Origin of the sequence: Bradyrhizobium sp. 157, assembly GCF_023073815.1 — a bacterium.
In the GTDB taxonomy this organism is placed as follows: domain Bacteria; phylum Pseudomonadota; class Alphaproteobacteria; order Rhizobiales; family Xanthobacteraceae; genus Bradyrhizobium.
In genome coordinates, this window is the sequence record NZ_JADPKF010000073.1 from 225,837 (window position 1) to 238,494 (window position 12,658).

The window sequence follows — 12,658 nt, forward strand, 5'->3', positions numbered from 1 at the left end:
AGGAGTGATCATGTCGGCGGACACCAGCAGTGCTTCGGTGCCGGGCGATCCGGGCGGCGACTTCCCGCGCGCTTTTTACGGGATCATTCGGGCGATCGACGGCTTCACCGATGTGACCGGCAAGCTCATCGCTCTAACGATGCTGTTTCTGATGGTGACGATCTCGTACGAGGTCGTCATGCGCTATGGATTCAACGCGCCGACCGTTTGGGTCTATGAGTCGAGCTTCATGGCCAATGGTGCGGCCTTCATGCTCGGAGCCGCATATGCGCTGTTGAAAGGCGCGCACGTTCGCACCGACATCTATTGGGAGAATTACTCGGAGCGGAAAAAGGGCGTCGTCGACCTGATCTCCTATCTGCTGTTTTTCTATCCGGCCATGATCACGTTCATGCTGATCAGCATTGACGACGCCTTGCACTCCTACGACACCGGCGAACGATCGCAGGAAAGCGTTTGGCGCGCGATCATGTGGCCGTTCCGGGCCACGATCCCCCTGGCAGCCCTTCTTCTCATGATCCAGGGCGTGTCCGAGGTACTGAAGTGCTGGTACCAGATCCAGTTCGGGCGCGAGTTCGTCCACAGAGAAAAGATCGAGATATGACGGGACTCGAACTTCTCGGACTTGTCATGCTCCTGGTGATGCTGGGAGCGATTTTCATCGGCCTTCCGATCAGCTTCACGCTGCTGTTTCTGGCGCTGATATTCGGCTACGTTGGCATGGGCGAGCGGGTCTTCAACCTCGCCTACCTGCAGACCATTGGCCTCATGAAGCAGGACGAACTCGTCGCAGTTCCGATGTTCATTCTGATGGGGTTCATCTGCGATCAGGCCGGACTGATGGAGCGACTATTCAAGGCGTTCCGCGACTTGTTTGCACCGATCAATGGCGCGCTCTACGTGGTCGTCATCCTCACCGCGACGCTGTTCGGCATCGCCGCCGGAACCGTCGGCGCGACGGTTACACTCCTAGGCATCATGGCTGGGCCGATGATGATCCGGGCGGGTTATGACGTGCGCATGTCGGCCGGCGCAATTGCGGCCGGCGGCACACTCGGCATCCTGATCCCACCGTCGGTGATGCTGGTCGTCATGGCGCCCGTGCTGGACATCTCGATTATCGATCTTTATGCGGCCGCCTTCGGCCCGGGCTTCCTCCTGTCCGCCATGTTCATCGCCTACACCCTGATACGCTCTCACTTCAATCCGAAGCTCGGCCCGCCCGTGCCGATCGAGGACCGGCCCGACTCGATGCGGATCGTGCTGTGGGAATGTCTGGTCGGTCTTGTGCCGATTGCAGTGCTGACGATCCTTACGCTCGGTGCCATCCTCGCCGGAATCACAACGGCCGCAGAGGCCGCGGCGTTTGGCGCACTGGGGTCAATCGTCCTCGTCATTGCCTACGGCCGGTTCTCGTGGCGCGGGTTGCTGGATGCTTGCTACGGCACACTTGCAACGACCAGCATGGTGCTCCTCCTTGCGGTAGCCTCCAACGTGTTCGGTTCGGTCTTCTCCTGGCTCGGCACCGCAACCTGGATGACCAATGCCTTGCTGGCCTCGCCGTTGCCGGCCTGGGGCACGATGTCCCTGCTGCTGGGCCTGATATTCCTGCTCGGCTGGCCATTCGAATGGCCGGCCATCGTGTTCATCTTCCTACCGATGCTGGCGCCGGTGGCCAAGGGCCTGGGCTACGACATGGTCTGGTTCGGTTGCCTCGTCGCGGTCGTGCTGCAAACCGCCTTCCTGTCTCCGCCGGTCGCCATGTCGGCCTACTATCTCAAGCAGGTCGTCAAGGAATGGAACCTGAGGCTGATCTACCGGGGCATGGCCGACTTCATGGTTATCCAGTGCGTCTGCGTGGTCCTGGTGCTGGCCTTCCCTGCGATCGCGATGTGGTTCCCGCAATGGCTGCAGGCGCGCAGGATGGCAGCGCGCACCGCGCAGATCGAGCACGTCGCGCCGCCGCCGAATGCGGCCGCAGCGCTCGATGGCCCGCGCGTTGCGATCCGGAACTTCTGACCGCGGTTTAGATGTCCCCGTAAGCCGGCTCGTTCGGCCGCGGACCCTTGCCGTAGCCCGCGATCATGAACAGGGCGCCGATGATCGACAGGTTCTTCAGAGCCTCGATCAACGTCGTGGCATTCTCAGGTGCCGGCTGATTCCAGAAATCGTGGAAGTAGAAGGTTGTCGCGAGCACGAAGAAGATCAAGAGGATCGCGAAGAAGCGCGCGCCGAAATTGACCGCGATCATCAGGCCGGCGAGGATTTCGAAACCGCCGACGCCGACCGCCAGTAGTTGCGGCATCGGCATGCCGGCCATGGTTTCGAGCTGCGACGTATAGGGCGCAAGCATCGCGGGAATGGTCACCTTGGATGCGATAAAGTCCGCCGTCTGCTGTATAGCGAAGAGCTTGGTCGCTCCCGTGTACATGAAAAGGACGGCGAACAGGACTCGCCCGAAGGTGACTAACGCTGGCATGGGATCGGCCTCACTGAATGGCATGCAAAAGATAGCAGGCGGCGCGAAACGATTATGGGCGTTTCGTCTCCGCTTTTCAAACGCTCAAATCGAAACCATCCGCGCAGGAGCCTGCGCGCGCCCCAACCAGACATTCCTATAGAAGCAGAACCAAGGCGCTTTCTTGATCATCGCATTTTTGAAGCACAAGCCTGCCCCGGATTTGATCCGGGACAGGCGGCGCTTCGCTTGAAGAAAATACGTCAGAACAAGAGGCTATCCCGATTTTGATTCAATCTGAAACGGGATCTATCCGAACAATGTTGGCTGCTGGCGGCCGGCGCGCTCCTGGGCTTCGACGGCGGCGACCGCCGTCATGTTGAGGACGCCGCGTGCCGTCACCCCCGGGGTGAGGATGTGCGCCGGGCGTGCCGGACCGATCAGGATCGGACCAACGGGAAGCGCATCCGCCAGCGTCTTGATCATCTGGTAGGCGACGTTGGCGGTGTCGAGGTTCGGCATGATCAGGATGTTGGCATCGCCTTCCAGGTTGGAATGCGGCAGCACGAGTTTGCGCGCGGCGGCGGAGAGCGCGGTATCGCCCTGCATCTCGCCGTCGGCCTCGAGCTCCGGATGCTTCTCCTTCAACAGCGCGGTGGCACGGCGCATCTTGCGCGAGGAGTCCGTATCATAACTGCCGAAGTCGGAATGTGACACGAAGGCGACGCGTGGCTTCATGTTGAAGCGTTGGACATGGGTTGCCGCCAGCGACGCCACTTCCGCCAGCTCCTCGGCGCTCGGATTCGGACGCACCTGGGTATCGGCGATGAAATAGGACCCCTTGCTGGTGATCATCATCGCCAGCGCTGCAAAATCGCTGACGCCGGGCAGGAAGCCGATGATTTCACGAACATGGCGCAGATGGCTCATATAGCGGCCTTCGACGCCGCAGATCATGGCATCAGCCTCGCCGCGTACCACTGCCAGCGCGGCAATCACGGTGTTGTTGGTGCGAACCACGGTGCGCGCAGCCTCGGGCGTGACGCCGCGCCTTCCAGCCACGTCGATATAGGTCTGCACGTAGGAGCGGTAGCGCGGATCGTCTTCCGGGTTGACGAGGTCAAAATCCTGCCCGGCTTTGATCGAGAGGCCGAACCGCTTGATCCTGGCTTCAACCACCGACGGCCGCCCTACCAGGATCGGTCGCGCCAGCTTCTCTTCCAGCACGACCTGCGTCGCGCGCAGCACGCGCTGGTCCTCGCCCTCGGCATAGATCACGCGGACCGGCTGGGTCTTGGCCTTGGCGAATACCGGCTTCATGACGAGGCCGGAGCGGAAGGCGAAGCGTTCCAAGAGCGCGGTATATTCCTCGAAATTCGTGATCGGGCGCGTCGCCACGCCGGATTCCATCGCAGCCTTCGCCACTGCCGGCGCGATACGCAGGATCAGCCGCGGATCGAATGGGCTCGGGATCAGCGAGCCCGGACCGAAGCCTTGCGTCTCACCACTGTCAAATCCCTGCGCCACCGCATCCGACGGCGGATCGCGCGCGAGCTGCGCGATCGCTTCGACGGCGGCATGTTTCATTTCCTCGTTGATCCCGGTGGCGCCGACGTCGAGCGCGCCGCGGAAGATGAACGGAAAGCACAGGACGTTGTTGACTTGGTTCGGAAAGTCGGAACGCCCGGTGCAGATCATCGCGTCGGGGCGCGCTTTCCGGGCTTCGTCCGGCATGATCTCCGGGGTCGGATTGGCCAGCGCCATCACCAGCGGCTGGTCCGCCATCTGCTTGACCATTTCTGATGTCAGCACGTTCGGCGCGGATAAACCTAGGAAAATGTCTGCGCCGCCGATCACGTCGGCCAGCACGCGCGCGTTCGTCTTCTGCGCATAGACCGCCTTCCAGCGGTCCATCAGCGTGTTGCGCCCCTCATGCACGACGCCGTCGATGTCGCAGACCCAGATGTTCTTGCGCTGTGCGCCCATCGATACCAACAGATTGAGGCACGCGATCGCGGCAGCACCAGCGCCGGAGCAGACGATCTTTACTTCGGGCAATTTCTTGCCGTTCAACAGCAAGCCATTAACGATGGCGGCTCCGACGATGATCGCCGTGCCATGCTGGTCGTCGTGGAACACCGGGATCTTCATGCGCTCCTTGAGCTGCGCCTCGATCTCAAAACATTCCGGTCCCTTGATATCCTCGAGATTGATGCCGCCGAAGGTCGGCTCGAGCGCCGCTACCGTCTCGACCACGCGCTCGATGGTGTCGGCGGCGATCTCGATGTCGAACACGTCGATCCCGGCGAATTTCTTGAACAGGACCGCCTTGCCTTCCATCACGGGCTTGGACGCCAAGGGACCGATATTGCCGAGCCCCAACACCGCGGTACCGTTGGAGACCACGGCGACCAGATTGGCGCGGGAAGTCAGCGACGCCGCTTCGGCCGGATTGTTGGCGATTTCGGTGCAGGCCGCCGCCACGCCCGGCGAATAGGCCAGCGCGAGGTCGCGCTGGTTGGCGAGCGGCTTGGTCGCCTGGATCTCGAGTTTACCGGGCCGCGGCAGCCGATGATACGCGAGCGCCGCAGAACGCAGATCTTCAGAATAGGACGACATGTAGGCTCCCGCGTTTCCGGTCCCGAACTCTTGTCTTATTGATACTTCCAGATCAGGGTCAGTTTTCCGGCAAAATGAGGGGGATGTGAAGCACGGGCGACCACTTGGATGCAACATCCGAGAACGCCGCCGTCAACAGGGGCTCATCGACGCAGAGCAGCAAATCCGATAGCATATTCGTCTCCCTACCCCATTCCCCTGGCCGACAATATGGCAAATCTGCCCCCGCCGCGTCGGCGACCGGAGCACAACTAATGGTAAAGATACTGCTGGGTCTGGTCGCCGCGGTCGTGATCGCGGTGGGCGGCTTCTTCGGCTTCGAGTTCTACACCCAGCATCGAATCGCGGGCGAGGTCGAGGCCGCGTTCGAGCAGATCAGAGCCACCGGCGGCAAGGCAAGCCACGGCAAGGTGTCGTTCGACTTGAAGAGCCGAACGCTCAGGATAGACGATATCGCGACTGAATCGGCATCGCAGCCCCCGGTTCGCGTGAAGGTTGCCAGCATCACAGCCTCCGGCGTCGGTCAGCCGGATGCGACGCGATTCTCGGCCGATGCGATCGAGGCGATCGACGTCGAAATCAATGCCAGCATGCCGGCAGGGGCAGATTGGCAAGTTACCTACAAGGTGCCGCGGATCGCGGCGAAGGATTTTTCCGGTCCGGCAAGCCTGCCGCGGCCACCCGCGTCCTCGTCGACGATAGACCTGTATCGATTGCTTATCGAACAGTTTGGTGCGCTCACCGCCTCCTCGATCACGGCACCCAGCGTTGCCGGCACCATGAACTCCGGAAACCCGGCGCTGGGGAAGGGAGAATTCGCCTATTCCAACCTTACGCTGCGCGACATGAAGGCAGGCAGGATCGCCGCTATCACTATCGACCGAATGACATTCACAGGGACCACGCAACCGAAGGGCAAGCCCGAGAAGGTGACCGGAGACCTGGCCAATCTCGCTGCGCAGGACGTCGACACACTGGCCGCCGCAACCATCCTCGATCCGCAGCGCGCCAATGACGACCAATACTACCGCGTCTATCGGCAGATTAGTGCCGGCGCCTATACGATTACCTCAGGGCAAGGTCCGGCGGTGCGTATCGAGGGATTGACGGCCGACGATATCGGGGCGCGGCCCTCGCGGCTGCAGTTGGCTGCGCTGCTGGCAACGATACCGTCCGGCACTGCCCAGCCCACGCCGGCGCAGGCGCGCGAAATGATGGAGCGGGCGGCCAAAATCTACGAGGGCGTGCGCATCGGAAACGCCGAGATACGCGGCATTTCGATGGATATGCCGGAGGGCGGCTTCAAGCTCGCGTCGATGCGCTTCAGTCTGGAGAACGGAAAGACGGGCGAATTCGCAGTCGAGGGTTTTGACGGCCGTACGCCGCAGGGTCCGGTCAAGCTCGCCCGCTTCGCGCTCAAGAGCGTCGATATCGCCGGCTTGTTGCGCATGACCGCGCAGTTCTCAAACCCGACGCAACAGCCGCCGGCCGACCAGGCGCTCGGTATGATCGCGCTGCTCGAGGGCGCCGAGCTCAAGGGCTTCGCTGCCCCCTACAAGAACACCGGCAAGCCGATCAATGTCGACCTCGTTAGCTTGGACTGGGGGCAGTTCGTCGGACCGATTCCGAGCAAGGCACGGCTGATCGCGAAGATGTCCGGTCCGCTCGACGCGACGCATCCCGGCCAGCGAATGCTGATTGCCGCGGGCCTCGACAAGTTGGCGCTCGATCTCGATCTCGGTACGGCGTGGACCGAAGCATCACGCTCATTCGTCCTGGAGCCGGCAACGGTCGAGCTTGGTGGCATGCTGAAAGCGTCGGCAAGAATTTCGCTCGCCAACGTGCCTCGCGAGGTGTTCTCGATCAATCCGCTTCAGGCAGCCGCCATGGCGACGCAAATCGAGGCCGGCGGGATCGAACTCACGGTGCGCGATCTCGGTGTCGTTGATCGCGCGGTCGCCCATTATGCGCGGATGCAAAACATCAGCCGCGACGCGGCGCGGCAGGCGATCGTCAAGGACGTCAGGGACAGCGGCGCCAAAACGGCGGCCAGTAATCCCGATGCAGAGGCACTGGTGGATTCGCTGGCGCGCTTCATCGAGACGCCGGCGACAACCCTCACGATCAAGCTTACACCGCTCGGCAAGGTTCCGGCTATGCAGCTATTCCATCTGCTTCAGACCGATCCGCTCATTGCCTTGTCGCAGTTTCGGCTGGAGGCCGCGACGGCGCTCTGAGTCGTCGCGTGCCTACCCCTTGTCCGGCAGATTGAGCCGGATGTGAAGCTCGCGGAGCTGCTTGGTCGTGACTTCCGACGGCGCGCCCATCAGGAGATCCACGGCCTGCTGGTTCATCGGGAACAGCGAGATCTCCCGCAAATTCGTGGTGCCGCAGAGCAGCATCACGATGCGATCGACGCCGGCCGCCATGCCGCCATGCGGCGGGGCGCCGTACTGGAACGCGCGATACATGCCGCCAAAACGCTCGACGACGTCCTTCTCGCCATAGCCCGCGATCTCGAACGCCTTCACCATTGCTTCCGGCTTGTGGTTGCGGATACCGCCGGAGGCGATCTCGTAGCCATTGCAGGTGATGTCGTACTGGAACGCCTTGATGGTCAGCGGGTCCTGCCCGTTGAGCGCGTCCAGTCCACCTTGCGGCATCGAGAACGGGTTATGCGAGAAGTCGACCTTCTTGTCTTCCTCGTTGTACTCGTACATCGGGAAGTCGACGATCCAGGCGAGTTCGAACCGATCCTTGTCGATCAGGTTCAATTCCTCGGCCACCTTGGTACGGGCGAGACCTGAAAACTTCCAGAATTTTTCCGGGTCGCCGGCGACGAAGAAGGCGGCATCGCCCTCCTTCATGCCGAGCTGGTCGCGGATCGCAGCCGTTCGCTCCCCACCGATGTTGTTGGCGAGCGGACCCGCCCCCTCGCCGCCTTCGCGCCACATGATGTAGCCGAGGCCGGGCTGGCCTTCACCCTGCGCCCACGAGTTCATGCGGTCGCAAAACGCGCGGCTGCCGCCGCCTACGCCCGGGATCGCCCAGACCTGGTTCTTGGGGTCTTCCAGCATCCGCGCGAACACCTTGAAGCCGGAGCCGCGGAAGTGCTCGGAGACGTCCTGCATCTGAATCGGGTTGCGGAGGTCCGGCTTGTCGGTGCCGTATTTGCGCAGGGCTTCCGCAAACGGAATCCGCGGCCAGCCTTTGGTCACCGGCTTGCCCTTGGCAAATTCCTCGAACACGCCGGTGACAACAGGCTCCATCGCCGCAAACACATCCTCCTGCGTGACGAAGCTCATCTCGACATCGAGCTGATAAAACTCGCCCGGCAGGCGGTCGGCGCGCGGGTCCTCATCGCGAAAACATGGCGCGATCTGGAAGTAGCGGTCAAAGCCGCTCATCATCAGGAGCTGCTTGTACTGCTGCGGCGCCTGCGGCAGCGCGTAGAATCTTCCGGGGTGGATGCGCGACGGCACCAAAAAGTCGCGCGCGCCCTCCGGCGAGGATGCCGTCAGGATGGGGGTCTGGAACTCGAAGAAGCCCTGCTCCTTCATCCGCCGGCGCATGGAATCGACGATCGCGCCGCGGGTCATGATGTTCTGGTGCAGCTTCTCGCGACGAAGGTCGAGGAAGCGATACTTGAGCCTGATGTCTTCAGGATATTCCTGCTCGCCGAACACCGGCAGCGGCAATTCGCCGGCCGGACCCAGCACCTCGATCTCGCTGACGTAAATCTCGACCTTCCCGGTCGGCAGTTCCGGGTTGTCAGTGCCCTCCGGGCGGCGGCGCACCTTGCCGTCGATCCGCACCACCCATTCCGAGCGGAACTTTTCCACTTCCTTGAACGCCGGCGAATCCGGGTCGGCCACGCATTGGGTGATGCCGTAATGATCGCGCAGATCGATGAACAGCACGCCGCCATGGTCGCGGATACGGTGGCACCAGCCGGAAAGACGGGCAGTTTGCCCGATGTCGCTCTCGCGGAGCGCGCCGCATGTATGTGACCGGTAGCGATGCATGGAAGTCCCAAAAAACAGATGTCGGAGGTTGAGAATCGGGGGCCAAAGCCGGCCCGAAGTTGCGGAGGGGTTTACCCGACGCAGCCGGGGGCGGCAACCAATGGCGGGGCTGTTTTCGGGTCAAAACCGCCATTTCGGCGAGCCCGCATCTGGACCGTTTGCCTATTCCGGGGCCGCGCCTATCTTTAAGCCATGACCATTCATTTCCCGTTCCAGAACACCTATTCGGCGCTGCCGGCGAATTTTTTCGCCCGGGTGGCCCCTACCCCGGTCGCCGCCCCGCGACTGATCAAGCTGAACCGGGCTCTGGCTGTCCAGCTCGGACTCGACCCCGAGGTGCTGGAGAGCTCCGAAGGGGCGGAAATCCTTGCCGGAAAGCGCGTGCCTGAGGGCGCCGACCCGATCGCCATGGCCTATGCCGGCCACCAGTTCGGCCAGTTCGTGCCCCAGCTCGGCGATGGCCGCGCCATCCTGCTCGGCGAAGTCATCGACAAGGACGGCGTCCGCCGCGACATCCAGCTCAAGGGCAGCGGGCCTACGCCATTTTCGCGCCGGGGCGACGGCCGCGCCGCGCTCGGGCCTGTGCTGCGTGAATACATCGTCAGCGAGGCGATGTTTGCATTGGGCATCCCCACCACGCGTTCGCTCGCCGCCGTGATCACCGGCGAGAACGTGATGCGCGAGACCATGCTGCCCGGCGCCGTGCTCACGCGTGTCGCCGCCAGTCACGTCCGCGTCGGCACCTTCCAGTTCTTCGCCGCGCGCGGCGAGACCGACGGCGTGCGCAAGCTCGCCGATCACGTCATCGCCAGGCACTATCCCGATGTCGCCAAGGCCGAGCGTCCCTATCACGCGCTGCTCGAAGGCGTCGTTGCCCGCCAGGCCGATCTGGTCGCACGCTGGCTTCTGGTCGGCTTCATTCATGGTGTCATGAACACCGACAACACCTCGATCTCAGGCGAGACCATCGACTACGGCCCTTGCGCGTTCATGGACGAATACAACCCCGCGCAGGTGTTTTCATCGATCGACGAGATGGGCCGCTACGCCTACGCCAACCAGCCGCGCATCGCGCTGTGGAATCTGACGCGGCTCGCCGAATGCCTGCTGCCGCTGTTTGCCGACGAGCAGGACAAGGCGATCGAACAGGCGCAGTTCATCCTCGGCGAATTTGCCGACAAATTCACCGCCGCCTATCAGGCCGGCCTGCGCAAAAAGATCGGCCTGTTCGCCGCGCGCGACGGCGATGAAGCACTGATCCAGGACCTGCTCGACGCGATGGCGAAGAACCAGGCCGACTTCACCCTCACCTTCCGCCGCCTCACTGATGCCGCGGGTGATCCCGCCGAGAACAAGGTGCGCGATCAGTTCACCGATCCCGCCGCGTACGACGAGTGGGCCGCACGCTGGCGCCAACGTCTCGCCGACGAGCCGCAATCCGCCGCCGAGCGGCAGGCCGCAATGCGCTCGGTGAATCCGGCGTTCATCCCGCGCAACCATCGCGTCGAAGCCGTAATCGCCGCCGCCGTGAACAACGACTATACGCCGTTCGAGGAATTGCTGACGGTGCTGTCGAAGCCGTACGAGGATCAGCCCGAGTTCGCGGCCTACGCCGATCCGCCACTACCGGACCAACGCGTGCTGCGGACATTCTGCGGGACGTAAAGACGCTGATCTTTCCACGTCATTGCGAGGAGCGCAGCGACGAAGCAATCCATCTATCTCCTTCTGGCGCATGGATTGCTTCGCTTCGCTCGCAATGACGTGGTGAGAGCTCACGGCCCGCCAAACAGAACCGTAGGATGGGTAGAGCGAAACCCATCAATAGCTCGCGTGGTGCTGATGGGTTTCGCTTCGCGAAACCCATCCTACACACTGCCGTTAACCCAACTCCTTAAGCAGCCATCCACCATCCGACGACGCGCTTCCCTGCACGGTTCAACAAATTAACAAACGCTCAACGCGCGCCCCGCAATTCTAACGGCTTACTGGGGAGAATTGCCGTGGACGCCTTTGCTTTCGAATTCGTGGGACTGGTGATGATTGCGCTCTGCCTCGTCGTGCTCGCGATCCCGTCGGGCCGTCGGCGGTCGCGGCACGTGCGCTACGAGTGATCACGTAGATTGGTTGAGCTTGGCGAAACTCATCACCGTCACCCCGATATGATGGGTATCGCTTTCGCTCCACCCATCCTACACAGCGCCGCCGCCCGGTCGACCGATCAAAACCGTGCCGCATGCGTTGCCGGGCGTCGCCGGCCCTCAAGACGACGCAAAAAAGCCGTGCTCAGGCTCAAATGCAAGGCTCAAATCCTCCGCGACACCCTTGACATATCAGCGTTTTCGGCAGAACGCCTGTCCGACGCGTCATGGATTGTTCATGGATCTGATTACCACCACTTCCGACCTCGCCGCCGCCTGCTCCCGGCTCGCCCAACACAAGGTCATCACAGTCGATACCGAGTTCCTGCGGGAGACGACGTACTACCCCCTGCTCTGCGTCGTGCAGATGGCGAGCGCGGACGAAGCCGTCGTGATCGACACGCTGGCGCCCGGCATCGACCTCAAGCCGTTCTTCGATCTGATGGGCAACGAGGCGGTGCTGAAAGTATTCCACGCCGCCCGCCAGGATATCGAGATCGTCTGGCACCAGTCCGGCACCATTCCGCATCCGATCTTCGATACGCAAGTGGCCGCGATGGTGCTGGGCTATGGCGACAGCATCGCCTATGACCAGCTCGTCGAGCGCGTCACCGGCCACCGGCCGGACAAAACCCACCGTTTCACCGACTGGTCGCGCCGGCCGCTGACGCCGGAGCAGATGCATTACGCGATCTCCGACGTCACCCATTTGCGCGACGTCTTTGCCGCCCTCGACACCGATTTGAAGAAGCGCGGCCGCAGCGACTGGGTCAGCGAGGAGATGGAAGTCCTGACCTCGCCAAGGACCTACGATTTCCACCCCGAGCGCGCCTGGGAGCGGCTCAAGAGCCGGGTCCGCAAGCCGAAGGAGCTTGCGGTGCTGATGGAAGTCGCGGCCTGGCGCGAGCAGGAAGCGCAAAGCCGCGATGTGCCGCGCTCACGCGTGCTGAAGGACGACGCAGTCGGCGACATCGCGACCCACGCGCCGACCTCACTGGAGCGTCTCGCCAGCCTGCGCTCGCTACCGAAAGGCTTTGACCGCTCCAAATGGGGCAGCGACATCATCGCCGCCGTGCAGCGCGGCCTCGCCCGCGATCACTCCACCTTGCCAAAGATCGAAAAACCGCGCGGCAGTTCGAATGGCGCCGCGACCGTCGAGCTCCTGAAAGTGCTGCTGCGGATGACGTCCGAACGCCACGCCGTCGCCAGCAAGGTGATCGCTACCGTCGACGATCTCGACCAGATCGCCGCCGACGACCATGCCGACGTCGCTGCATTACACGGTTGGCGCCGCGAATTGTTCGGCGAAGCGGCGCTGGCGCTGAAGCACGGCCGGCTGGCGCTCGCGATAGAAAAAGGCCGAGTTATCCGGGTCGACCGGGCGTAGACTCTCGCGCTCCCCGGATGCTGCGCAG

General features: G+C 62.7%; 8 protein-coding genes. 5 read left to right on the forward strand and 3 right to left on the reverse strand.

What is annotated here, in order from left to right:
• Positions 1-10: 10 nt before the first annotated feature.
• Complete coding sequence (locus tag IVA95_RS16955) at positions 11-604, forward strand: TRAP transporter small permease subunit (RefSeq protein ID WP_247511500.1); 594 nt, start codon at positions 11-13, stop codon at positions 602-604.
• Positions 601-2,019, forward strand: a complete 1,419-nt coding sequence (locus IVA95_RS16960; RefSeq protein WP_247511501.1) for a TRAP transporter large permease subunit — start codon at positions 601-603, stop codon at positions 2,017-2,019. The genes IVA95_RS16955 and IVA95_RS16960 overlap by 4 nt, the downstream gene beginning before the upstream one ends.
• Before the next feature lie 7 nt (positions 2,020-2,026).
• Here IVA95_RS16960 and IVA95_RS16965 read toward each other — a convergent pair whose 3' ends face one another.
• A complete protein-coding gene (locus IVA95_RS16965) occupies positions 2,027-2,479 on the reverse strand; it encodes a DoxX family protein (protein WP_247511502.1) in 453 nt (150 codons plus the stop codon).
• Between the two features lie 288 nt (positions 2,480-2,767).
• Positions 2,768-5,077 carry an NADP-dependent malic enzyme gene (locus IVA95_RS16970; RefSeq protein ID WP_247511503.1) on the reverse strand — a complete coding sequence of 770 codons (2,310 nt, stop codon included), beginning with the start codon at positions 5,075-5,077 and terminating at the stop codon, positions 2,768-2,770.
• 254 nt (positions 5,078-5,331) lie between these two features.
• On the opposite strand from IVA95_RS16970, the gene IVA95_RS16975 reads away from it, so the two are divergent.
• Positions 5,332-7,314, forward strand: coding sequence for a hypothetical protein (locus IVA95_RS16975; RefSeq protein WP_247511504.1), 1,983 nt, complete (start codon positions 5,332-5,334; stop codon positions 7,312-7,314).
• A 12-nt stretch (positions 7,315-7,326) separates the two neighbouring features.
• On the opposite strand, the gene aspS is transcribed toward IVA95_RS16975, so the two are convergent.
• Positions 7,327-9,102, reverse strand: coding sequence for an aspartate--tRNA ligase (gene aspS / locus IVA95_RS16980; protein ID WP_247511505.1), 1,776 nt, complete (start codon positions 9,100-9,102; stop codon positions 7,327-7,329).
• 192 nt (positions 9,103-9,294) lie between these two features.
• On the opposite strand from aspS, the gene IVA95_RS16985 reads away from it, so the two are divergent.
• Positions 9,295-10,767 (forward strand): protein adenylyltransferase SelO, encoded by a 1,473-nt coding sequence (locus tag IVA95_RS16985; RefSeq protein WP_247511506.1) that lies wholly within the window; start codon positions 9,295-9,297, stop codon positions 10,765-10,767.
• Positions 10,768-11,481: 714 nt separating this feature from the next.
• A complete protein-coding gene (gene rnd / locus IVA95_RS16990) occupies positions 11,482-12,630 on the forward strand; it encodes a ribonuclease D (protein WP_213247652.1) in 1,149 nt (382 codons plus the stop codon).
• Positions 12,631-12,658: the final 28 nt, after the last annotated feature.

Excerpts from the sequence above, each read along its gene's own strand:
- IVA95_RS16955 (WP_247511500.1), top strand. The coding sequence starts at position 11 with ATGTCGGCGGACACCAGCAGTGCTTCGGTGCCGGGCGATCCGGGCGGC.
- IVA95_RS16960 (WP_247511501.1), top strand. The coding sequence starts at position 601 with ATGACGGGACTCGAACTTCTCGGACTTGTCATGCTCCTGGTGATGCTG.
- IVA95_RS16965 (WP_247511502.1), bottom strand. The coding sequence starts at position 2,479 with ATGCCAGCGTTAGTCACCTTCGGGCGAGTCCTGTTCGCCGTCCTTTTC.
- IVA95_RS16970 (WP_247511503.1), bottom strand. The coding sequence starts at position 5,077 with ATGTCGTCCTATTCTGAAGATCTGCGTTCTGCGGCGCTCGCGTATCAT.
- IVA95_RS16975 (WP_247511504.1), top strand. The coding sequence starts at position 5,332 with ATGGTAAAGATACTGCTGGGTCTGGTCGCCGCGGTCGTGATCGCGGTG.
- aspS (WP_247511505.1), bottom strand. The coding sequence starts at position 9,102 with ATGCATCGCTACCGGTCACATACATGCGGCGCGCTCCGCGAGAGCGAC.
- IVA95_RS16985 (WP_247511506.1), top strand. The coding sequence starts at position 9,295 with ATGACCATTCATTTCCCGTTCCAGAACACCTATTCGGCGCTGCCGGCG.
- rnd (WP_213247652.1), top strand. The coding sequence starts at position 11,482 with ATGGATCTGATTACCACCACTTCCGACCTCGCCGCCGCCTGCTCCCGG.